This is a genomic window from Streptomyces sp. NPDC045470, from assembly GCF_040646595.1.
Lineage (GTDB): Bacteria > Actinomycetota > Actinomycetes > Streptomycetales > Streptomycetaceae > Streptomyces.
Window position 1 is genome coordinate 172,977 of the sequence record NZ_JBEZAN010000015.1, and the last position, 21,245, is coordinate 194,221.

Genomic DNA, 21,245 nt, shown 5'->3' on the forward strand with positions numbered 1-21,245 from the left:
GTGTTCACCCCACGTCCTGTACGTCCGGGCCGGGATCGTCGAATACGGTGTTGCGTGGCCGTTTGGCCTTTTTGGGCGGGCTGTTCCGCCTCGGCTCGGGCACTGGGGGTACTTCGCCGGCACTCGGATCTCGCCCCGGAGCCCCGGCCAGGTCGATGGTGATGGAGTCCAGTAGATCTTCAGTCAGGCGCTCTCTCCCGCTAGCGATGGCCTCGCGGCACCCGTCCTCCACGAGCCGTTCCAACAGGCCGACGACCCCGTCGGTGCGCTTGTAGAGGTACTCCGGCATGGCGCCTTCGGTCAGCATCCCTTCAGGCGCATCCATAAGCCGCAACTCGTTCTCAACACCGGCAAGATGATCGGACCAGGTGGCGATCTCTTCGGCCGAGTCGTAGGTGAAACGGCCAAGTTCGACCAAGTCGAAGCGACGCTCGGTCTGGGTGGCTTCCAAGCCGTGGGCCCTGGCGTGTCGTGAGGCGGGCATGGTGACTTGCTTGCTGCGTGGATCGAAGCGGCCTTCGCTGAGCAGGCCTGATTTGGGGATGTCCACTCCGATCAGCACCAGGGTGACGTTCATGCTCATGAAGGCGCGGATGAGATCGAGCGTGTCCTGATCATCTGCCCGGTGCATGCGCAGTCTGGTGATGTCGTCCAACAGCAGGGCTTTGGTGCCGTGGTCGTGGAGTGAGGCGGCGACTTGACGGACCAGATCGGGGAGGTCCATGCGCGGATGTACTGGGGCACCGTAGTAGTTCAGGATGGCCTTGCATGTGCTCTTAGGCTTCGCTGTCACCGGGGTCTGGACGTAGGCGACCGGTGCGTGAAGGTCTCGCGTTCCGGGCTTGGCTTCGGGGTTCAGGTAGTTGAGCAAAGCGAGCCATCGGTCCTCGAAGGCGGCGGCGACTTCGCAGACGGTCTCGGTTTTCCCCTGGTAGCCGCCTCCGGTGATCATCACCCCGGAGCAGGTGGCGGATTTCCGCTTCAGCGCGTTGTTCTCGATCCTCCCGTTCAGCAGCTTCGCAACCGCACGGCTCATGGGTGTGTGCAGGAGGGGCAGATTGGCGTGTGTGGCGATTCGGTGCAGGTCGTGCAGTGTGCGCCGACGAGGGTTCATGGACCGCCAGGTCACCAGGTCCAGGCGAGGAGCGGGTTGGAAAGAGTGCCGAGTGCTGCGGTAGTCCTGCCAGCCGGTCACAGTGTCGCGTTGGGGCGGAGGGCCGGCGAAGGCGAAAGGGGTCGCACTGTCGTCATAGGTCATGCCTGTTCCTCCGGTTCGGCGTTGTCCTCGTCCGGGAGTACCAACATGCCCTGTGTGCGCAGGGCCTCGCCCATGCGAGGGGGCGGCGTGGGGCGTGAGCTGGCCGTGGTCTCGCGGCGTCGGCGCCGGTCGGCGGTGACGGCCTTGGTGTTGCGATGGGTGAGTTCCGCGGGTGAAGGTGCCGGCGGCAGCCGACGTGGCTCATCCGAATTCTGTGCGGGCCGGTCCGCTGCGGCTGACCGGGCACGAGCAAGTTCCCGTGCTCGCTCCGATCTCTGGCTTTTGGCCATCTGGCTTGGCCAGGCCGAAACTGGTGTGCGGGCCGCGACCAGGTCCAGCAGCACTGGCAGGAGGTCACAGTCATCTTGAGGCTGGAGACCGATGCGGGCCGCTTCGCGCAGTACCTCGCGGACCCTCGCGTCGGAGAAGGCCGGGATGTCCTCACCCTGGGGCAGACCGCGCCATCGCAACGGATGCCACTCGTTCGTGTCGGGGTCTTGGAAGAAGACCTCACGGCAGTCGCGCGGGTCCCGATGGACAGCCCACTTGCCGCGGTGGACTCCGCTTCGCGCCGAAGGGCGACTGCGGTAGGGGCCCAGCGCGGGGCCGTCATACCAGAGCCCGCCGACCTTCACTCCGCGGTTGCCGTGAATCTTCACATAGTGTGGAAACAGCAGCTCGTAATAGAGGTCGGGTTCGGGCACTTCCAAGTCGATGCCGTCGCGGGCGCCGGCCATGGCGAAGAGCGTGTTCGGGCTGTGCCGACCGCCGGGGTCCCAGGCGGGCCCATACTCGGTAAGCTCGCGGTTTTGCCACACCCGGACGATCCAGGTCGCCAGCAGGTGTTCCATCTCGTCCAACGTCCAGGTCGCATCGCCCTCGGGATCGGCTCCGCGGTCAGCGACATCGACCCCGCTGTAGCCCAGTAGGAGTTCCAGCAGCAATGACCGGATTCCCCCGAAAGCCCGTTCGCAGGCGGCCTTGTCAGTCGGGCGCATGGTCCGGGCCGGCAGCACGACCACGCCCAGTTTGTGGGCAGCGCCCACCATGTGATGGTTCTTGTAGACGCTGCCGTGATCGCTGGTGACCGTTTCCGGGGCAAAGTAGGGTCGGCCCGCCACCGGGTGTCCCGCAAATTCCGCCACCACCGCAGCAGGAACTCCCGGGTAGGGCCATTCCATCTCTGTCCCCCAGCCAGGCCGCATGGGCAGCGGGAGCATCACGTCCCGCAGCAGCATGGCCACCTCCACCGAGGAGTCCGATCCGGGGGTGAGCCGGAAGGCAACCAGAGAGTGAGTGAAGGCATCGAGGGCCAACGTCAGATCAACAGAAATCGGCTCTCCGAAGACGTCGTCCAAAACCTTGACCGGCAACGGCGTGGTGTCGAGCACGACCACCTGCCCAGGCCTCGAGATCACCACCTGGGAAGTCCCCGCATCCACTGCGGCCGCCGAGCGCACGTACCTCTGCCGGGCTCCCTGCGAACCGAACCACTCCTTCCAGACCCGCCACAACGTGACGTAATGCGGGATCTCCTCCTCTGCCCTCGCGCCGAACTTCTCCCGAACGTATTGGTGAATCATGCGTTCCTTCGTGCGCATGCTCACCTTTGAGCGGTGCAGCGTCTCTGCATGAACAGCGTGAATGGCTTTCTCCGTGGCTGACCCGATCGATCGGTGCCCGCGCAAGGGCGGTGTCCATCGGCCATCGGCAAGGCCCATCAGGCCATCCTCGTCGAGATCCGCAGCCATCCGTTCCAGGGTTCGGAAGCTGATCTGGCCCAGGCCTAGGAACTTGGCATCCCTCGGGTGCAGAGCGCGCAGCTCGGCCACCTTCGCCCGGCGGCGCTGCGTCACTGTGGTGCGTTCGGGATCGTACTGAGGGCGCGGTTCGCCGGGCTCGGGCCAGAATGGGCTGCCGCTGCGGAACCCTGTCTCGACCTCGAGAAGATGCGCCATCCGGGCCCGGGCCTGATGGATCTCATCAAGGTCATCGATTTGCTGCGGTTGGCGCTTCTCTGTCATCCCGGCCTCCCACTCGATAGATCCAGGTCGCGTCCTTGAAGGGCTGGGCCAAATCCATGGCCAGGCGGCGGTGCCAGAGCAGATGGATGGCCTGCGTGCGGGCAACCTGAGGCAAGGAGGTGTTCGCGACGAGATCACCAAAGCGCCGTGGCTGTCCGTGCACTCCGCCCAGCAATTGCTGCCGCAGGCCAAGCCGATCGGCCATGCTTCTGCGGCGGGCGGACAAGGTGTCGATACCCGTCATCACCTGTCGTCGCCAGCCCGTCACAACGGCGTAACGCCAGCCCGCCGACGCGGCGACCTGGGCAGCCGCAGCGAAACGCACCTCATCTTCGGGCTTGATTCTCGCTGCGGGGCGAACATCCACCAGCCACACCGCCTCGTGCCCGAGAGCCAGGTAGTCCGGCGTGTGCTCACCCGCCCCGTCCGTCAAAGTGAACTGCAGCCGAAACGGCTGCGACAGCACCTCGCCCACCCGCCCAGCGAAATCGAGCGCCAGTAGCAGTCGTCGTTCCGCGAGGCTTTCGAATCCGTGCTGGCGCCCTGTCGACACAAGACACTCAAGCCCGGGCCGGTGTCCTTGGCCAGGGCGCCAGGAGAACGTTCGCGAAGGAAGGGACCACGGCACGGGCGCGCTGGCCAACTCTCGCACCGGGAAGATGACATTGGCCCTTCCGGTCTTCCACGTCGTCATCCACCGGCGTGTCCACCCCGTGCTGCTGTCGAGCTGGCGTACAGCTGACTCCGGCACCGCATACGGAGCCTTCAGATCATCAAGGGTGCACTGGTGCGACCAGATCACAGATGAGACCGCACTCTCCGTACAGGATGTGGCACTCATGACACGAGCACATCGCTACCCGAACCTCGGCAGACAGATTTACTCAAAAACGCTCCAAGTACGTACCTGGGCCGCTATCCTGCCCGCCAACCATCGCGCACAACCCGCCAAGCACAAAGCAAGGTCTCACGTTCGTGGGCCACGGCCTGGTCCTGTGACGGCGACGAGGTCGTCCGGCCGGTGCGGGGACCGGGCGGCGGTGCTGCTGCTACGTTCCGGCCCGTACGGCAGCAACGCGCCCGGAGCATCGACACCGGGCAGCCGCTCACACAGCAGTGAACGCGACCGACCGAGGAGGCCGGAACAGGCGACCTCCTGGGGGCGCCAGCGCGGGCGAGGATGCTCTTGTGGAGGCCGCGGTGCGGAGGTGGTGGGTGAGTCGGTCGCCGAACGGCATCGCGCGGTCCGGGTCGGTCCCGACTCGCCAGGGGGAGGCGGCAGTTACGTCACACGAGCGCCGGGCGCCGGTCGCCCGGCTGCGGAGAACATCCGTCATGGGCTGGATATTCGGTTGCGGGGCTCTTCCGGGGACTCCTAGCCTGATGCGGCTCTGTCGTGCCCGTTCGGGGGCCCGACGATGTGTTGTGAGGTGATGACGTATCTCCCAGGCCCTGTAGCCGCTCGTCTTGAGGCTCTTTCCGGTTGCCCGCCATGGCGGGCTGCTGACGTATGCCTCGGCGGCGGTGCACCAGATGGCCTGGGCTTCGTCATACCTTTCGCTCCTGTCGCGCTGTAGGCGTACGGGCATGCCCGGGCCTGCCCTTTTCCCTCCTCCACGCGGACAGGAATCTTGGTTTCCGTGTCTACCGACACTTCTCCCTCCGTCCGGCCACGCCCCGCCGCCGGGCCGGGCCGGGCCCGCACCGTCACCTTGATCGTGGTGCTGGCCGCCGAGCTGATGAACGCGCTCGACGGCTCGATCGTCTACACCGCGCTTCCCTCGATCCAGGCCGGCACCGGCGCCTCCAGCGCCGCCGTGCAGTGGATCCACGCCGCCTACGCGCTGACCTTCGCCCTCGGGCTGATCACCGGCGGCCGCCTGGGCGACCTCTACGGCCGCAAGCGGGTCTTCCTCCTGGGCACCGGCGCCTTCACCGCGGCATCCGTGGTCTGCGGTCTCGCCGGTGCCCCGGGCCTGCTGATCGCGGCCCGCATCGTCCAGGGTGGCGCCGCGGCGGCGATGGTTCCCCAGGTCCTGGCGACCTTGCACGTCACCTTCGACGAGGGCTCCAGGGCCAGGGCGTTCGGCCTGTACGGCACGGTCATGTCGCTGGGCAGCGTCCTGGGGCCGGTCCTGGGAGGCGTCATCACCGGCGCCGACCTCTTCGGCCTCGGCTGGCGGCCGATCTTTCTGATCAACCTGCCCATCGGCCTGGCGGCCGTGCTCCTCGGCCTGCGCTGCATCCCCGAGTCCCGGGAGCGCGACGCCCGGCGCCTCGACCCCCTGGGCATGGTGCTGTCCGGTCTGGGCCTGTTGCTGATCACCCATCCGCTGACGGTCGGCGCGGAACACCACTGGCCCGCCTGGAGCCTGTTCATGCCGGCGACGGGCCTGGCGGCCCTGGCGGTCTTCGTGCTCCAGCAGGGGGCCAGGAGCGCGCGGGGGGCCGCCCCGTTGGTCGTGCCGGCACTGTTCAGGAGCAGGGCCTTCTGCGGTGGTCTGGCCGCTCAGCTCGTCTTCGGTCTGTTGTCGGGCGTGTTCTTCCTGGCGTGGACGCTGTTCATGCAGGACGGCCTCGCCCTGTCTCCCGGTCAGGCGGCGCTGGGCTTCGTGACGGCCTCTCTGGGGGAGATGGCCGGTGCCTGGCTGGCGATGAGCCTGGCCGCCCGTCAGGGACGGCGCGCTCCGCAGGCCGGGGCGTTGCTCGCCGCTGCCACACTGGGCGGCTACGCGTGGCTGATCGCGGACCGGGGCACCGGCCTGCCGTTGGCGTGGACCGTTGCTCCGATGCTGGTGGTCGGGCTCGGTCTCGGCCTGATCGGGGCGGCTCTGGCCGAGATGACCCTGGGGCAGGCCGACCACGGCTCCGCCGGCTCCGCGTCCGGGGTGTTCAACACCTCGACCCAGCTCGGGATCGCTCTGGGTACGGCACTGACCTCCGTGGTGTTCTTCGCCCGCTCTCCGGCCGGCAGCCGGGGAACCACCGTCGCCACGGCGTTCACCGGAACCATCTGGTACGTCATCGGCGCCCTGCTGGCGATGTGGGCTCTCATGCTCCTGCTGCCCGGACGCCGGCGAACATTCTGACCGCCCTCCTGGGCCCGGACCGGCGCGGCGGGTCCGGGCCCAGGACCTGCCGCACAGCCGCCGCTGCGAAAGCCGCTCGCGCACCAGCACGCCGTGTGCCGGTGCCCCGTCCAAACCCCCTTACGGAACTGGGAACCACGTCGGAGACAGCGGGGAAAGGCCCGGAGTTGACCGGGCCGGCCACCGCGCTCTCCTTTCCCGAGGTCCTTCACAGAGGAACTACCACCCCATGATCCGAGTGCTGGTCGCAGATGGTCTGCGACTGACCCGCGAGGCACTCTCCGCTGTCCTCGCGTCCGAACCCGGTGTGCACGTGGTCGCGCAGGTACCGCGGGGCGACGACGTCGTGCCGAGCGCCCTGCGAACCCGCCCGAACGTGGCGCTGCTGGACGCCAACCTGCCCGGCCTGGAAGGGATCTCGGCCGCAGCACAGCTCAAATCCGCCCTGCCCGCCTGCCGCATCATCATCGTGACCGCTCCTGATCGCCCCGGTGCCCTGCGGACCGCCCTCAAGACAGGGGTGGACGGGGTCGTGAGCAAAGGCGCATCCGTCAGAGAACTGGCCGACACCGTTCGGACGGCAGCCCGTGGCGAGCGGGTCCTGGACCCGCACATCGTCGCCGACGCCCTGCACGCCCCCGACAACCCGCTCAGCGAACGTGACGTCGCCATCCTCCGCCTGGCCGCCCAAGGACACACACCTCAGGAAATCGCCGGGACGCTGCATCTCTCACCGGGAACGGTCCGCAACAATCTCGCCGCCATCAACCGCAAGACCGGAGCACGCAATCGCATCGAGGCGATACGCACCGCCGCCACACACGGCTGGATCTGACCGAGGGCTCCGGCGCCCGGCCAGGACTCCACGCGATCGAGGCGTGCAATCTGCACGAAGAACGATGCACTTTGCCTCTCCGCAGGAGCTTCCGCGATGCCCCCTGATGCCGCCTCACTTCACATATCCGCAGGTCAGCGCATTTCTGACCGGGAAACCGGAGTGCAAATCGGCGGAGCGCGTTCCGAATGGTTCTGGAAGAGTATGAACTCGGCGCGGGCCGTTGGACGGCCCGGCGCCTGCAGCACGGCCTTCTCCTGGCCAGTGCTGAATGCCAAATGACGAGCCCGCGACTTCACGGCCGGCGATGCTTCGCCGAGTGCCGGTCAGGCCAGCTCTGAAGCGCATGGTCAGTCAAGGGAACAAAGGGCGACGGTATCCGTCGCAGAACCGGGAGACACGATGTCCAGTCGATGTGATGTATGCGGCAAGCAGCCCAGCTTCGGGAAGCGCGTCGCGCGCGCGGGGCTCCGGGCTCAGGTCCGCCACGTCAAGGGGCGGTCGAGCCGCCGCTTCAATCCGAACATCCAGCCGGTCAGGGCGGTCAAGGACGGCACGCCCGTACGTATGAAGGTGTGCACCTCGTGCATCAAAAAGGGCAAGGTGGAGCGCCGGGTCTCGGCGTAAGCCTTTCGGGCCGTCACTTCGGGCATCTCAAGGACAGGTTGCGCATCCTCGACGCGGTCGTCGGCAGGTGGTGTCGCCGTCCCGAGAGGGATGAGTTTCCCTGTCACGATTGCGGGCTGCTGACCGCACCCCTTGACGGCCCGGACGAGTGGTACACCGTCATGGACAGCGTATGGGAGCGCGCCGGCGCCGACGAGGAAAGTGTCCTTTGCATCGGCTGCCTTGAGGCGCGCCTCGACCGCCGACTGCGGCATACGGATTTCGTCACCGCCGCCCTCAATGACCCGGACTATGGACGGCACAGTAAACGGCTGCTCAGCCGTTTGCAGCCCCCGGGTCAGGGCTGATGTCATCCGGTACTCCGCCCTCCGTCGCGTTGCGGAAGCGGGCCGTAACGGCATTTCCAAGATCGCGCCCGTGCAGGGCGCCGGGCAGTGACAGGACTGGGGCAGGGCGGACGAAATAAATGGGTTTGCCCAGGATGAAGCCTCCTCTACCCTGGAAAAGATTGCGAAGCGCGTTCGCGCTTCATCTGTTCCGCGTTTCGAGGTGATGACGTATCTCCCAGGCCCTGTAACCGCTCGTTGTGAGGCGCTGTTCCGGTTGTCCGCCGTTGGCGGCTTTCCATGCGACGCCTCCCCCGCGGTGTACCCGATGGCCTGGGTTTCGTCATGCCCTTCTCCGCTCCTGTCGCGCTTGCAGGCGACACGGGCACGCCCAGGCTTGCCCGTGTCCCACCCTCAACACGAACAGGAATCCTCGTTTCCGTGTCCACCGACACCTCCACCTCCGTCCGACCGCGCCCTGGCGCCGGGCCGGGCCGTACTGCCATGATCACGCTGATCGTGGTGCTGGCCGCCGAGCTGATGAACGCGCTCGACGGCTCGATCGTCTACACCGCACTGCCGTCGATCCAGGCCGACACCGGCGCCTCCAGCGCCGCAGTGCAGTGGATCCCCGCCGCCTACACCCTCGTCTTCGCTCTGGCCCTGATCACCGGCGGGCGCCTGGGTGACCTCTACGGCCGCAAGCGGATCTTCCTCGCCGGCACCGCGGTGTTCACCCTCGCCTCGCTGTTGTGCGGCATCGCCACCGGCCCGGCCGTTCTGATCGCCGCGCGAGCCCTCCAGGGCGCCGCGGCGGCGGCCATGGTGCCGCAGGTCCTGGCGACCATCCACGTCACCTTCGACGGGGAATCCCGCGCCAAGGCGTTCGGCCTGTACGGCATGATCATGTCGCTCGGCGGTGTGCTCGGCCCCGTCCTCGGTGCCGTCCTGACCGCTGCCGACATCGCCGGACTGGGCTGGCGGCCGATCTTCCTGATCAACCTGCCCATCGGCCTGGCCACGGTGCTGCTCGGTCTCCGGTTCGTCGCGGAGTCCCGAGAACAGCAGGCACGGCGCCTGGACCCGCTGGGCATGGTGCTGTCCAGCACCGGTGTCCTGCTGATCGCCTACCCGCTCACCGTGGGCGGCGAGCGGCACTGGCCGGCCTGGAGCTTCGCCATGCTGGTCGCGGGCGCCCTCGTGCTGGCCGTTTTTGTCGCCCAGCAGCGGACCAGGACTGCCAGGGACGGCTCCGCGCTGGTGGCGCTCTCCCTGTTCCAGGGCAAGGCGTTCACCGGCGGGCTCGCCGCCCAGTTGGTCTTCGGCCTGGTCTCCGGCGTGTTCCTGCTGACGTGGACCCTGTTCATGCAGGACGGGCTCGGCCTGTCCCCGGGGCAGTTCGCTCCGGCCTCCGTCGCCATCTCGATCGGCGGTATGGCCGGTGCGATGCTCGCTTCGAAGTGGGCCGCACGCCACATGCGGCGGGTGCCTCAGGCGGGTGTCCTCCTGGTCGCCGTCACCCTGGTCGGCTACCAGCTCCTGGTGAACGGCCAGGGAACCGGTACACCGTTCGCGGCCGCCGTCGCTCCGATGATCCTCCTCGGATTCGGCTTCGGCATGATCGGCGCCGGCCTGGCGGGCCTCACCCTCAGCCAGGTCGACCACGAGGACGCGGGCTCCGCGGCAGGGCTGTTCAACACCGCGATGCAGCTCGGCACCGCCATGGGTATCGCGCTGGCCTCCGTGGTGTTCTTCACCCACGCCCCCGCAGGCAGCCACGGCACCACCGTGACCAGCGCCTTCGCGGGCAGCATCTGGTATGTCATCGCGGCCCTCGCGGTGATGTGGGCTCTGATGTTCCGGCTGCCCGAGCCGGCACGGCACACCTGACCCACACCGGCCCCGCCTGCCACCATCAGGGCGGGGCCGCCGCCAGACCGGTGCCGGCGTCGCAGCCGTCCGCCCGTTTTGCCATCAGACTGTTGCCACCGGCTACCGAACGTCGTGGGGCAGGCAGGGTCGAGACGAACAGCAGCTCACGGTCGAAAGCGAGACCACGGTCCTGCGCCCAGGCCGCGCCGAAGAAGTACGAACGCATCGGGTCGGACGGCGTCAGGAAAACGGCCGCATCGGTGGCGACGACGGCGTCTGGAGAAAGCGCCGCATCGGTGGCGATGACGGCGTCAGGGCAGGTGAGGGGAGCGCGGGCGTTTACCCTCGCCCGCGCTCCTCTGCCACCGGCTGCGTGCCGGCTTGTCGTTCCGTGCCGGCTGACGGTTACTCGTTACGCGTTGTTCTACGTTCTACTGGTCCTGCTGCTCGCGCTTCGCCTGTTCCACCTTGTGCTTCTCCTTGATCCGCACGTTCTCCTTGCGGACCTCGGCCTGGGTGGCGCGCTCCTTCTGGAGCCACTCGGGGGACTCCGCCTTCAGCGCGTCGATCTGCTCCGTGGTGAGCGCCTCGGTGACTCCGCCGCGGGCGAGGCCCGAGATGGAGACGCCCAGCTTCGCCGCCACGACGGGCCGCGGGTGCGGGCCGTTGAGCCGCAGCTCCCGGAGCCACTCGGGCGGGTCGGTCTGCAGCGCGTTCAGCTCGGCGCGCGAGACGACACCCTCCTGGAACGCGGCGGGGGTGGCTTCGAGGTACACACCCAGCTTCTTCGCCGCGGTCGCGGGCTTCATCGTCTGGGTGTTCTGGTGCGACGTCATGATGTCAAGGGTATCGATCGTGTGCGCTACCGCTGACCACGACCGGTAACCTGGCGGAGTGACAGGCTCGGAAGAAACCCTCTCGTTCCGGCTCGCGTACGTCCCGGGGGTGACGCCCACGAAGTGGGTGCGTATCTGGAACGAGCGGCTGCCCGGCATCCCGCTGGAACTCGTCGCGACGCCTCCCGCCGAGGCGTACGACGTACTGCGGGACGGCGGTGCCGACGCGGGTTTCGTACGGCTGCCGGCCGACCGTACGTTCTTCAGCGCGATCCCGCTCTACACGGAGACGACGGTGGTCGTGGTCCCGAAGGACCACCTCTTCACAGCGGCCGACGAGGTTTCCCTCGAGGATCTGGCCGACGAGGTCGTGCTGCATCCCCTCGACGACACCCTCGGCTGGGAGCGCCCGCCGGGGCAGCCCGCTTTCGAGCGGCCCGCGACGACGGCGGACGCCATCGAGCTGGTCGCGGCGGGCATCGGCCTGCTGGTCGTCCCGCAGTCGCTGGCCCGGCTGCATCACCGCAAGGACCTCAAGTACCGGACGCTGACGGACGCCCCCCAGTCCCAGGTCGCGCTGGCCTGGCCGGAGGAGCGGACCACCGACCAGGTCGAGGATTTCATCGGCATCGTCCGCGGCCGGACCGTCAACAGCTCGCGCGGCCGTACCCAGGCCCCGGCTCCGGCCCAGTCGAAGTCCAAGCAGCCGGCCAAGGCCGGCGCCCGCCAGAAGCCCGCCGCGCGCAAGCCCGCCGGCAAGGGCACCCGCAGCCCGCGCGGCGGCTCCGGCGCCCCGAAGGGCGCCAAGCGGGGCAAGCCCCGCCGCTGACCGGTCAGCTTCCGGACGGACGTGACCGGTCGGCTCCCCGGACGGACCTGACCGGTCGGTTTCCGGACGAACCCGACCGGTCAGCTCCCGGACGGACCGCCTCCCACCCCCGCTCCAGCAGGTCGAAGATCTCTTCGGTGGCCCGGCGGGGGGTGGTGTACTGGCCGCTGAGGGTGCGGGAGGCGAGGGCGAAGTGGGCCAGGGCGGCACAGGTGACGTCGTCCTCGGGGGCGCCGACCTCCTCGGCGATGGCGCGGGCCAGGGCCGATTCATGACGCATCCACATCCGCTGGGCGTAGTCGCTCAGCGCCGGGGTGTCGGTCACCAGGCGGACGAACGCGGCGATTTCCGGGTGCGCGGTGTCCTTCTCGGAGAGCAGGACGTACTCGCGCAGGGCCCGCAGAACCGACTGGCCGGGGGCCCGGTCGCGTACCGCGGCGACGAGGGCGGCCTCGATGTCGTCCTCCTGGTCGAAGACGAGCGCTTCCTTGCCGGCGAAGTGCTTGAACAAGGTCGTCACCGACACGTCGGCGGCATCGGCGATCTCCTTGACGCCGACCTGCTCGTAGCCGCGCTCCAGGAAGAGCCGCAGGGCGGCGTCGGCCAGTGCCTTGCGGGTCTGTGCCTTCTTGCGTTCGCGGCGGCCGACGGGAGCGGCGCCCCGGGAAGGCGGCGGGGGCTCGATGCGGGGAACGGGTTCGGTCACGGGTGCAGCCTACCGTGTGGTGCATCGAGTACGAAGGTTAATTCATTGCACTTTTTTAGTGGGTGTGCTTTTTTAGTTGGAGAGGCGCCGGACGTGCGGTCCGGCGCTCCGCGCATCCCTGGAGGGGGACCCATGAATTCCACCCGTGCGGCCCGCGTCGCGATCGTCGGCGCCGGCCCCGGCGGCCTGGCCTGTGCCCGCATCCTGCAACTTCACGGCCGTTCCGTCGCCGTCTTCGAGCGCGAGGCGTCCGCGGACGCCCGTTCCCAGGGCGGCAGTCTCGACCTGCACCCGGATACGGGCCAGGCGGCTCTGCGCGCGGCGGGGCTGCTCGACGGGTTCCACGCCCTGTCCCGCCCCGAGGGCCAGGAGTGGCGGAAGGTGGATCACGCCACCGCGGCCGCCCTGGAACAGGAGTGGCCTCCGGGGGACGAGGGCGCGGGCGTCGAGGACCGGCCGGAGATCGACCGGGGGCACCTGCGGAAGCTGCTGCTGGACTCGCTCGCGCCGGGGACGGTCCGCTGGGGAAGCGCCGTCGGCGGCGCCACGCCGCTCGGTGACGGCACCTGCCGTCTGGAGTTCGCGGACGGCAGCTCCGAGGACTTCGACCTGGTCGTCGGCGCCGACGGCGCGTGGTCGCGGGTCCGCCCGGCCGTCTCGGACGCCCTCCCCGCCTACACGGGCGTCGCCTTCCTCGAAACCGGCTTCGACGACAGCGACGTACGCCACCCCGCCCTCGCGCAACTGGTCGGCCCGGGCACGCTGGTGGCGGAGTCCGGCTCCACGATCCTGTTCGCCCAGCGGAACAGCAACGGTCACATCCGCGTCTACGTGGCCTTCCGGGCCCCGCAGGACTGGCTCACGACCGCCGGGCTGGACGTGGACGACACGGCGGCGATGCGCGCGTTCCTCGGGAAGAGGCTCGACGGATGGGCCGAGGGACTGCGGTACGCCATGCTCAACGGTGACCACGGCTTCGCCAACCGGCCGCTGTTCGCGCTGCCGGTACCGCACATCTGGGAGCACGTGCCGGGCGTCACGCTGCTGGGCGACGCCGCGCACCTGATGCCGCCCCTGGGCGTGGGCGTCAACCACGCGCTGCTCGACGGCGCCGACCTGGCGCAGGCGCTGGTCGGCGAGGAGCGGGTGGACGACGCGGTACGTGCGTACGAGGAGCTGATGCTGCCGCGGTCCGCCGACTTGGCGAAGAAGTGCGCGGAGGGGCTGAAGCACCTGGTGCCGTGAGCGGGCTCCGGCTCGTCCGCGCGCGCCGAACAGGGACGGGTCCGCCCCGGCCGGACAGCAGTGCTGTCGGCCGGGGCGGACCCGTCGTACAGGTGCGGGGCGGCCGGCGGACGGGAGCACCCGTCCGCCGGTGCCCGGCGCCGTATCAGCTACCGAGGGTGGCGAGCGCCTGGTTGAACGTCTGCGACGGGCGCATGACGGCCGCGGCCTTGGCCACCGCGGGCTGGTAGTAGCCGCCGATGTCGGCCGGCGAGCCCTGGACGGCGATCAGCTCGTCGACGATGGTCTGCTCCTGCTCGGCCAGCGTCGCCGCGAGGGCCGCGAAGGACTCCGCGAGCTGCGCGTCCTCGGTCTGCTTGGCCAGCTCCTGGGCCCAGTACAGGGCCAGGTAGAAGTGGCTGCCGCGGTTGTCGATGCCGCCGAGCTTGCGGCTGGGCGACTTGTTCTCGGCGAGGAACGAGCCGGTCGCGCGGTCGAGGGTGTCGGCGAGCACCTGGGCGCGCGCGTTACCCGTCTTCTGCGCGAGGTGCTCGAAGCTCACCGCGAGCGCGAGGAACTCGCCCAGGCTGTCCCAGCGCAGGTAGTTCTCCTTGACCAGCTGCTGGACGTGCTTGGGCGCGGAGCCGCCGGCGCCGGTCTCGAACAGGCCGCCGCCGTTGATGAGCGGCACCACCGACAGCATCTTGGCGCTGGTGCCCAGCTCCAGGATCGGGAACAGGTCGGTGAGGTAGTCACGCAGCACGTTGCCGGTGACGGAGATGGTGTTCTCGCCGCGGCGGATGCGCTCGACGGAGAACTTCGTCGCCTCGACCGGGGACATGATCTCGATCTGCAGGCCCTCGGTGTCGTGCTCCGGAAGGTACTGCTTGACCTTGGCGATCAGGTTCGCGTCGTGCGCGCGGCCCTCGTCCAGCCAGAACACGGCCGGGTCGCCGGTCGCGCGGGCGCGGGTGACGGCCAGCTTCACCCAGTCGCGGATCGGCACGTCCTTGGTCTGGCACATGCGGAAGATGTCGCCGGTGGCAACCGTCTGCTCCAGTACGACGTTGCCGTCCTGGTCGAGGACCCGCACCGTGCCGGTGGTGGCGATCTCGAAGGTCTTGTCGTGGCTGCCGTACTCCTCGGCCTTCTGCGCCATCAGACCGACGTTCGGCACCGAGCCCATGGTCGACGGGTCGTACGCGCCGTTCGCCTTGCAGTCCTCGATGACGGCCTGGTAGACGCCGGCATAGCTGCTGTCCGGGATGACGGCGAGGGCGTCCTGCTCCTGGTCGTCCTTGTTCCACATGTGGCCGGAGGTGCGGATCATGGCCGGCATGGAGGCGTCGACGATGACGTCGCTCGGGACGTGCAGGTTGGTGATGCCCCGGTGGGAGTCGACCATGGCCAGGTCCGGGCCCTCGGCCAGCTCCGCGTCGAAGGAGGCCTTGATCTCCTCGCCCTGGGGCAGCGCCTCCAGGCCCTTCCAGATGCCGCCGAGACCGTCGTTCGGGGTCAGGCCGGCCTTGGCGAGCACGTCACCGTACGCGGCGAAGGTCTTCGGGAAGAAGGCGCGCACCACGTGACCGAAGATGATCGGGTCGGAGACCTTCATCATCGTGGCCTTGAGGTGCACCGAGAACAGCACGCCCTCGGCCTTGGCGCGGGCGACCTGCTCCTTGAGGAACTCGCGCAGCACGGCGACGCGCATGACGGAGGCGTCCACGACCTCGCCCGCGAGCACCGGTACCGACTCGCGCAGGACGGTGGTCGAGCCGTCGTCACCGGCCAGCTCGATGCGCAGGGTGCTGTCCTCGGCGATGACCGCGGACTTCTCGGTGGAGCGGAAGTCGTCGCCGCTCATGTGCGCGACCTCGGTCTTCGAGTCGGCCGACCAGGCGCCCATCCGGTGCGGGTTGGCCTTGGCGTAGTTCTTCACCGAGGCGGGGGCGCGGCGGTCGGAGTTGCCCTCGCGCAGCACCGGGTTGACGGCGCTGCCCTTGACCTTGTCGTAGCGGGCGCGGATGTCGCGCTCCTCGTCGGTCTTCGGGTCGTCCGGGTAGTCCGGCAGCGCGTACCCCTGCTCCTGCAGCTCGGCGACGGCCGCCTTGAGCTGCGGGATCGAGGCCGAGATGTTCGGCAGCTTGATGATGTTGGCCTCGGGCGTCTTCGCCAGCTCACCGAGCTCGGCGAGGGCGTCGTCGATGCGCTGTTCCTCCTGGAGCCACTCCGGGAAACCGGCGATGATGCGGCCCGCCAGGGAGATGTCACGGCTCTCCACCGCGACCCCGGCCGTCGAGGCGTAAGCCTCGACCACCGGCAGGAACGAATACGTCGCCAGGGCCGGGGCCTCGTCAGTGTGTGTGTAGATGATGGTCGAGTCAGTCACCGGGTGCTCCGCTCCACGTCTGCAACATTGCTCGACATCAAGATATCTCGTGATCGGGTCCTTACAGGAAGGGCCCTGGTCTGTCGGGGATCCGGGCGGGGTCCCTGTCGGGTTCCGGGCGGGGTCACGTGTCGGGTTCCGGGCGGGGTCAGCCGGGTTGGCGGGGGTGGCGGGGGCACGTACCGGGATCCCGTCGCCGCCCGCTCGGCAGTCGACTCGTATGCGCCGTCCCGCCGCGACCGTTTTGCATGCTTCCCACAACCTGACGCCCCCGAACTCCGTGGAAGCTGCCACCTGTCACTCCAGCGCTCCCCTGGCAGAGTGAGCACCAAGTTGATCATTTCCCGACCCGATTCGGCCCGGGAAGTTGTATCCATACGACAAAGGGGGTTCATCTCATGCGTGCGGTCACCGAGGATGTGGTGGTCACCGGGCTCGGCGCCACGACGCCGCTGGGCGGAGACGCCGCCTCGACCTGGGACGGCATGCTGGCCGGGCGGTCCGGCATCAGCGCCATCGAGGAGGAGTGGGCGGCCGGACTGCCCGTGCGGATCGCGGGCCGGCTCGCGGTCGAGCCCGGTACGGTCCTGGACCGGGTGCAGGCCCGGCGCATGGACCGGTGCGAACAGGTCGCGCTCGTGGCGGCCCGGGAGGCGTGGGCCGACGCGGGGGCACCGGCCGTCGATCCGGAGCGGCTGGCCGTGGTGATCGGTACGGGTACGGGCGGCGCCCTCACCATGCTCGGCCAGGACGACGTACTCGAAACGTCCGGCGTACGGAAGGTGTCCCCGCACACCGTCCCGATGCTGATGGCGAACGGCCCCGCCGCCTGGGTCAGCATCGAACTGGGAGCGCGCGGCGGCGCCCACACGCCGGTCAGTGCCTGCGCCTCCGGGGCCGAGGCCATAGCCATCGGCCTGGATCTGATCCGTCTCGGCCGGGCCGACGTGGTCGTGGCGGGCGGCGCCGAGGCGTGCGTCCACCCGCTGCCGCTGGCGGGTTTCGCCCAGGCCAAGGCGCATTCCACGCGCAACGACGAGCCGGAGCTGGCATCACGCCCGTTCGACGTCGACCGGGACGGTTTCGTGATCGGCGAAGGTTCGGCCGTGGTCGTTCTGGAACGCGCCGGATTCGCCGCCGCCCGCGCGGCCCGCGCGCACGCCACCCTCGCGGGCGCGGGCGTCACCTCGGACGCCCACCACATCACGGCCGCGCACCCCGAGGGGCAGGTCCGCGCGATGCGGCTGGCCCTGTCCGCCGCCGGGCTGTGCCCGCGCGACATCGAGCATGTGCACGCCCATGCGACGTCCACGCCACTGGGCGACCTCGCGGAGGCCCGGTCGATCACGGAGGCCGTCGGCACCCATCCGTCCGTCACCGCGACCAAGTCGATGACCGGCCACCTCTTCGGCGCGGCCGGCGCGGCCGGCGCACTCGCCGCGATCCTCGCCGTACGCGACGGTGTCGTCCCCGCGACACAGAACGTCGACACCCTCGACCCGGAGGTCGGCCTCGACGTCGTCATGGGCGAGCCACGGAAGGGCGCCCTGTCCTCCGCCCTCACGAACTCCTTCGGCTTCGGCGGTCACAACGCGTGCCTGGTGTTCACGGCGGCGCGCTGAGGGGGTGGAGTAGGGGGCGGGGACGGGCTACGGGGTACGGGGCTAGGAGGCTACGGGGCGGGAAACGGTGCGCGCCGGAAGGCGGTGCCGTGGAAGCCCTCGCCCCGCGGGAGCCCGTACTCGTACAGTGCCGCCCATGCTCCTGTGGATCAACGGCCCTTTCGGCGGCGGCAAGACGCAGACCGCGCACGAGATCCAGCGCCGGCTTCCCGGCAGCGTCATCTGCGACCCCGAGCACGTCGGCTTCGGCCTGCACCGGATGACGCCGCCGGCCCTGCGCGGCGACTTCCAGGACCTCCCGGCCTGGCGGCAGGGCGTCCACGAGGTGCTGGACCTGACCCTGACCAAGCACCCGGGCACCGTGATCGCCCCGATGACACTCGTGGAGACCGCCTACTTCGAGGAGATCGTCGGCCGGCTGCGGGACCACGGCCACGACGTCCGGCACTTCGCACTGCTCGCGGACCGGCGGACGGTGCTGCGGCGGCTGCGTGAGCGCGGCTTCGGGCACTTGGTGGGGTTCGTCGCCGGGAAGGACACCCCGTTGCGGCGGGAGAGCTTCGCCGTGGCGAAGCTGGACCACTGTCTGGAGCGGCTGCGCGGGCCGGAGTTCAGCGAGCACGTGTGGACCGACCGGCGTACGGTCGCACAGGTCGCCGACCGCATCGCCGCCTCGGCCGGGCTGGAGCTGGCCCCCGACACCGACAGCGCGCTCCGTGGGCGGCTGCGCCGTACGTGGACGAGCGTCAAGCACATCCGCTTCGGCTGACCCGGCGGTCGGCCCGGCCGATCAGCTCGATCGGCGAACCCGGTCGGTGGATCGGGTGGCCTTACCAGGCAGAGCCCGCGACCTGCCGGGTGCTGACGTTGACCCTGTTGAAGAAATTCGTCATACCGATCATGAGGACCAGAGCGGCGAGTTGCCGCTCGTCGTAGTGCACCGCGGCCTCGTTCCAGACCGCGTCCGGTACCGGGTCGGTACGGTCGCTGAGCCGGGTGACGGCCTCGGTGAGCGCCAGCGCCGCGCGCTCGGCCGGAGTGAGGAAGGGGGCGTCGGCCCAGGCCGCCACCGTGTGCAGCCGCTCGTCACGCTCGCCGGCCTTCCGGGCCTGCAGCGTGCCGCCGTGCACGCAGTAGCTGCATCCGTTGATCTGGCTCGCCCGAAGGTGGACCAGGTCGAGCGTGGCCTGCGGTACACCGGCCTTCCTGACCGCCTTGAGAACGGCGAGGACCGGTTCCGTGACGCCGGGGAGGAGCATGGCCGGGTTCGGTATCCGTGCTTGCACGGCGGCGTAGGCATTCTGCGTGTTTTGAGCTTCCGCCATGCCCTGAGCGCGCTGTGTGTTCTGTGTGTCCTGCATTCTTTGCGTGCCTTGTGTGCTCTGTGTGCTCTGCATGATCGTGGCTCCTGTCCTGCTGCTCTTGCCCTGTTCCTGTGTCGGTCCGGGCGCACCGGTCCTGCGAGGCGGTCCGTCACATCGAGGGGAAACGATTCGTCATCGTTCTGACGGAACACGACGGGAGAATGTGACAGGTGGACGAGAAAGATTTCCTGGCGGAGCGCTTCGAGGAACACCGGGCGCATCTACGGGCGGTGGCCTACCGGATGCTCAGTTCGCTGAGCGAGGCGGACGACGCCGTGCAGGAAGCCTGGTTGCGGCTCAGCCGCTCCGACGTCAGCGACGTGGCGAACCTCGGCGGCTGGCTGACGACCGTCGTCGGCCGGGTGTGCCTGGATCTGCTGCGGACGCGTACGGCGCGCGGCGAGGAGCCTTTCGACGTACGGGTGCCCGACCCCGTCATCAGCAGGGCCACCGGCGGCGGAAGGGACGGCAGCGGTACGGACGGGACCGATCCGGAGCAGCAGGCGCTGCTGGCCGACGCGGTCGGCCTCGCCCTGCTGGTGGTGCTCCAGACGCTGGCGCCCGCCGAACGCCTCGCGTTCGTCCTGCACGACATGTTCGGGGTGCCGTTCGACGAGATCGGGCCCGTCGTCGGACGGACTCCGGCCGCGGCCCGGCAGCTCGCCAGCCGGGCTCGCCGCCGGGTGCGGAACGCGGCCGCCGTGCCCGACACAGGTCTCGTGCGGCAGCGCGAGGTGGTCGATGCCTTCCTGGCCGCCGCGCGCGACGGTGACTTCGAGGGGTTGCTCGGGGTGCTCGATCCGGACGTGGTGCTCCGTGCCGACACGGGCGCCGGGTTCCCGGGGCTGACCAGGACAGTTCGCGGTGCGCACGAGGTGGCCGGGCGGGCGCTCGCTTTCCGGCGGTCCGCACACGGTGCGCGGTACGCGCTGGTGAACGGGGCCGCGGGGGTGGTCACGGTCGTGGACGGGGCGCCGGTATCGGTGATGGGCCTGACCGTCGTGGGCGGGAAGATCGCCGCGATCGACATCCTCGCCGATCCGGAACGGCTGCGGGGGCTGGACCTGACGGTACTCGGCGCGGACGCTGACGCCAGGCGGCTGACGGCTGACGGCTGACGGCTGACGGCTGACGGCTGACGGCTGACGGCTGACGGCTGACGGCTGACGGGAGGAACGTATGCCGACGGCACTGTGGTGTTCCGCAGGTGGAAGCGGGGGTTTTCCTCATGGTCGCGGCTGTGGACGGCGCTCTAACCTGAAGATCGCCGCATCGGAAGGCGCGGCGATCCGCACCGCGCACGCGACCTGCGCGTGGCGCACCGTGCACTGAACCAAGGGGGAAACCGTGCGTCGTCATCTCCGAGTCCTCGCGGCCGTCGCGCTGGCCGGTATCGCTGTGAGCGGGATCGGCGCATGCGGACTCATGGACCGCTCCACCTACGAGGACGACGCCAAGCTCTCCGCCGACGTCAAGTCCGTACGCCTGGACAGCGGTTCGGGCGGCCTCACCCTGCGCGGCAAGAAGTCCCTCGACACCGTGTCGGTCCACCGCGAGCTGCGGTACCGGGGCGAGCGGCCCGAGAAAGCGAGCCACCGCGTGGAGAACGGTGTACTGGTGCTCGGTGACTGCGGGAGGAACTGCTCGGTGCACTACACGGTCGTCGTGCCGGCGGGCCTCCCGGTGACGGGCGAAACCGCGTCCGGCGCGGTGAGCCTCTCGGAGGTCGGCCCGGTACGGGTTACCACCAGTTCCGGCGCGGTGAACCTGAACGGCGTGACGGGCGCCGTGGACGTCCGTACCTCCAACGGCCGGATCCACGGGCGCGGCTTGAAGGGGGACGGGATACAGGCGCGGACCAGCAACGGCGCCGTCGACCTCGTCACGGAGTCACCGCAGAACGTCCTGGCCGAGACATCGAACGGTGCGATCAGCCTCACCGTGCCCGGCGGCCCGCACCACCGCTACCGAATAGCCGCCGAGGCCGACAACGGTCACAAGAGCCTGGGTATACCCAACGACCCGGCCGGCGCATACCGGCTCGACCTCACCACGGCGAACGGAGCCCTCACGGTCAAGGCAGGCTGACCCGAGCGACGGGACGACCACCAGGAAGGGACGGGGCAAGGAGTCGTCGTACAGGGTCGTAGCGACGGGTCGTCGTGGGGGGGGGGGCGGGGGGGGGGGGGGGGGGCCCCCCCCCCGCCCCGCCACAGGTGGGGGCAGGGGAGCGCACCCCGCCGG

The 21,245-nt window shown here is 69.4% G+C and carries 19 protein-coding genes; 11 read left to right on the top strand and 8 right to left on the bottom strand.

Translation table 11 applies throughout. From position 1 onward, the window contains the following. Positions 1-4: 4 nt before the first annotated feature. The 3 genes from AB0A97_RS31680 to AB0A97_RS31690 are packed head-to-tail and all read right to left on the bottom strand — an operon-like array spanning position 5 to position 4,123. Positions 5-1,258, bottom strand: a complete 1,254-nt coding sequence (locus AB0A97_RS31680) for a TniB family NTP-binding protein (protein ID WP_361156273.1) — start codon at positions 1,256-1,258, stop codon at positions 5-7. Then, positions 1,255-3,282, bottom strand: a complete 2,028-nt coding sequence (locus AB0A97_RS31685; RefSeq protein WP_361156276.1) for a transposase — start codon at positions 3,280-3,282, stop codon at positions 1,255-1,257. The genes AB0A97_RS31680 and AB0A97_RS31685 overlap by 4 nt, the downstream gene beginning before the upstream one ends. Beyond that, positions 3,248-4,123, bottom strand: coding sequence for a TnsA-like heteromeric transposase endonuclease subunit (locus AB0A97_RS31690; RefSeq protein WP_361156279.1), 876 nt, complete (start codon positions 4,121-4,123; stop codon positions 3,248-3,250). The genes AB0A97_RS31685 and AB0A97_RS31690 overlap by 35 nt, the downstream gene beginning before the upstream one ends. A 799-nt stretch (positions 4,124-4,922) precedes the next feature. Between AB0A97_RS31690 and AB0A97_RS31695 the strand changes: the two genes are divergently transcribed. From AB0A97_RS31695 to AB0A97_RS31715, 5 genes are all read left to right on the top strand, one after another. Further along, positions 4,923-6,371 carry an MFS transporter gene (locus AB0A97_RS31695; RefSeq protein ID WP_361156281.1) on the top strand — a complete coding sequence of 483 codons (1,449 nt, stop codon included), beginning with the start codon at positions 4,923-4,925 and terminating at the stop codon, positions 6,369-6,371. A 229-nt stretch (positions 6,372-6,600) separates the two neighbouring features. Further along, complete coding sequence (locus AB0A97_RS31700) at positions 6,601-7,206, top strand: response regulator transcription factor (protein WP_361156284.1); 606 nt, start codon at positions 6,601-6,603, stop codon at positions 7,204-7,206. 402 nt (positions 7,207-7,608) lie between these two features. After that, positions 7,609-7,833: a 50S ribosomal protein L28 gene (gene rpmB, locus AB0A97_RS31705; RefSeq protein ID WP_361156286.1), complete on the top strand. Its 225-nt coding sequence runs from the start codon at positions 7,609-7,611 to the stop codon at positions 7,831-7,833. Positions 7,834-7,871: 38 nt separating this feature from the next. Further along, positions 7,872-8,180: a hypothetical protein gene (locus AB0A97_RS31710; protein ID WP_361156288.1), complete on the top strand. Its 309-nt coding sequence runs from the start codon at positions 7,872-7,874 to the stop codon at positions 8,178-8,180. Positions 8,181-8,600: 420 nt separating this feature from the next. Beyond that, entirely contained in the window at positions 8,601-10,049 is a 1,449-nt protein-coding gene (locus AB0A97_RS31715; RefSeq protein WP_361156291.1) for an MFS transporter, read from the top strand. Positions 10,050-10,074: 25 nt separating this feature from the next. Here AB0A97_RS31715 and AB0A97_RS31720 read toward each other — a convergent pair whose 3' ends face one another. Beyond that, positions 10,075-10,257 (bottom strand): hypothetical protein, encoded by a 183-nt coding sequence (locus AB0A97_RS31720; RefSeq protein WP_361156293.1) that lies wholly within the window; start codon positions 10,255-10,257, stop codon positions 10,075-10,077. A 205-nt stretch (positions 10,258-10,462) separates the two neighbouring features. Further along, complete coding sequence (locus AB0A97_RS31725; protein WP_361156295.1) at positions 10,463-10,867, bottom strand: DUF5997 family protein; 405 nt, start codon at positions 10,865-10,867, stop codon at positions 10,463-10,465. Between the two features lie 58 nt (positions 10,868-10,925). On the opposite strand from AB0A97_RS31725, the gene AB0A97_RS31730 reads away from it, so the two are divergent. Beyond that, the gene (locus tag AB0A97_RS31730; protein ID WP_361156298.1) at positions 10,926-11,696 is read left to right on the top strand and encodes a LysR family transcriptional regulator substrate-binding protein; all 771 of its coding nucleotides are present in this window, start codon (positions 10,926-10,928) and stop codon (positions 11,694-11,696) included. A gap of 4 nt (positions 11,697-11,700) precedes the next feature. On the opposite strand, the gene AB0A97_RS31735 is transcribed toward AB0A97_RS31730, so the two are convergent. After that, entirely contained in the window at positions 11,701-12,402 is a 702-nt protein-coding gene (locus AB0A97_RS31735) for a TetR/AcrR family transcriptional regulator (RefSeq protein WP_361156301.1), read from the bottom strand. Between the two features lie 132 nt (positions 12,403-12,534). On the opposite strand from AB0A97_RS31735, the gene AB0A97_RS31740 reads away from it, so the two are divergent. Next, positions 12,535-13,647 (top strand): NAD(P)/FAD-dependent oxidoreductase, encoded by a 1,113-nt coding sequence (locus AB0A97_RS31740; protein ID WP_361156304.1) that lies wholly within the window; start codon positions 12,535-12,537, stop codon positions 13,645-13,647. Positions 13,648-13,792: 145 nt separating this feature from the next. Here AB0A97_RS31740 and AB0A97_RS31745 read toward each other — a convergent pair whose 3' ends face one another. Next, entirely contained in the window at positions 13,793-16,015 is a 2,223-nt protein-coding gene (locus tag AB0A97_RS31745) for an NADP-dependent isocitrate dehydrogenase (protein ID WP_361156306.1), read from the bottom strand. A 398-nt stretch (positions 16,016-16,413) separates the two neighbouring features. Between AB0A97_RS31745 and AB0A97_RS31750 the strand changes: the two genes are divergently transcribed. Next, entirely contained in the window at positions 16,414-17,637 is a 1,224-nt protein-coding gene (locus AB0A97_RS31750; protein WP_361156308.1) for a beta-ketoacyl-[acyl-carrier-protein] synthase family protein, read from the top strand. A 136-nt stretch (positions 17,638-17,773) separates the two neighbouring features. Continuing rightward, positions 17,774-18,406, top strand: coding sequence for an AAA family ATPase (locus AB0A97_RS31755; RefSeq protein ID WP_361156311.1), 633 nt, complete (start codon positions 17,774-17,776; stop codon positions 18,404-18,406). A 61-nt stretch (positions 18,407-18,467) separates the two neighbouring features. Here the strand turns inward: AB0A97_RS31755 and AB0A97_RS31760 are convergent, their stop codons facing one another. Further along, a complete protein-coding gene (locus AB0A97_RS31760; protein WP_361156313.1) occupies positions 18,468-18,962 on the bottom strand; it encodes a carboxymuconolactone decarboxylase family protein in 495 nt (164 codons plus the stop codon). Positions 18,963-19,171: 209 nt separating this feature from the next. Here AB0A97_RS31760 and AB0A97_RS31765 point away from each other — a divergent pair, with 209 nt between their 5' ends. Together AB0A97_RS31765 and AB0A97_RS31770 are read left to right on the top strand one after the other, a co-directional pair. Then, complete coding sequence (locus AB0A97_RS31765; protein WP_361156315.1) at positions 19,172-20,119, top strand: sigma-70 family RNA polymerase sigma factor; 948 nt, start codon at positions 19,172-19,174, stop codon at positions 20,117-20,119. 229 nt (positions 20,120-20,348) lie between these two features. Beyond that, complete coding sequence (locus AB0A97_RS31770) at positions 20,349-21,089, top strand: DUF4097 family beta strand repeat-containing protein (protein WP_361156317.1); 741 nt, start codon at positions 20,349-20,351, stop codon at positions 21,087-21,089. Positions 21,090-21,245: the final 156 nt, after the last annotated feature.

Bases quoted from the DNA above. Each gene is read 5' to 3' on its own strand.
- AB0A97_RS31680 (WP_361156273.1), bottom strand. From the start codon at position 1,258: ATGACCTATGACGACAGTGCGACCCCTTTCGCCTTCGCCGGCCCTCCG.
- AB0A97_RS31685 (WP_361156276.1), bottom strand. From the start codon at position 3,282: ATGACAGAGAAGCGCCAACCGCAGCAAATCGATGACCTTGATGAGATC.
- AB0A97_RS31690 (WP_361156279.1), bottom strand. From the start codon at position 4,123: ATGAGTGCCACATCCTGTACGGAGAGTGCGGTCTCATCTGTGATCTGG.
- AB0A97_RS31700 (WP_361156284.1), top strand. From the start codon at position 6,601: ATGATCCGAGTGCTGGTCGCAGATGGTCTGCGACTGACCCGCGAGGCA.
- rpmB (WP_361156286.1), top strand. From the start codon at position 7,609: ATGTCCAGTCGATGTGATGTATGCGGCAAGCAGCCCAGCTTCGGGAAG.
- AB0A97_RS31720 (WP_361156293.1), bottom strand. From the start codon at position 10,257: ATGCGTTCGTACTTCTTCGGCGCGGCCTGGGCGCAGGACCGTGGTCTC.
- AB0A97_RS31725 (WP_361156295.1), bottom strand. From the start codon at position 10,867: ATGACGTCGCACCAGAACACCCAGACGATGAAGCCCGCGACCGCGGCG.
- AB0A97_RS31740 (WP_361156304.1), top strand. From the start codon at position 12,535: ATGAATTCCACCCGTGCGGCCCGCGTCGCGATCGTCGGCGCCGGCCCC.
- AB0A97_RS31750 (WP_361156308.1), top strand. From the start codon at position 16,414: ATGCGTGCGGTCACCGAGGATGTGGTGGTCACCGGGCTCGGCGCCACG.
- AB0A97_RS31755 (WP_361156311.1), top strand. From the start codon at position 17,774: ATGCTCCTGTGGATCAACGGCCCTTTCGGCGGCGGCAAGACGCAGACC.
- AB0A97_RS31760 (WP_361156313.1), bottom strand. From the start codon at position 18,962: ATGGCGGAAGCTCAAAACACGCAGAATGCCTACGCCGCCGTGCAAGCA.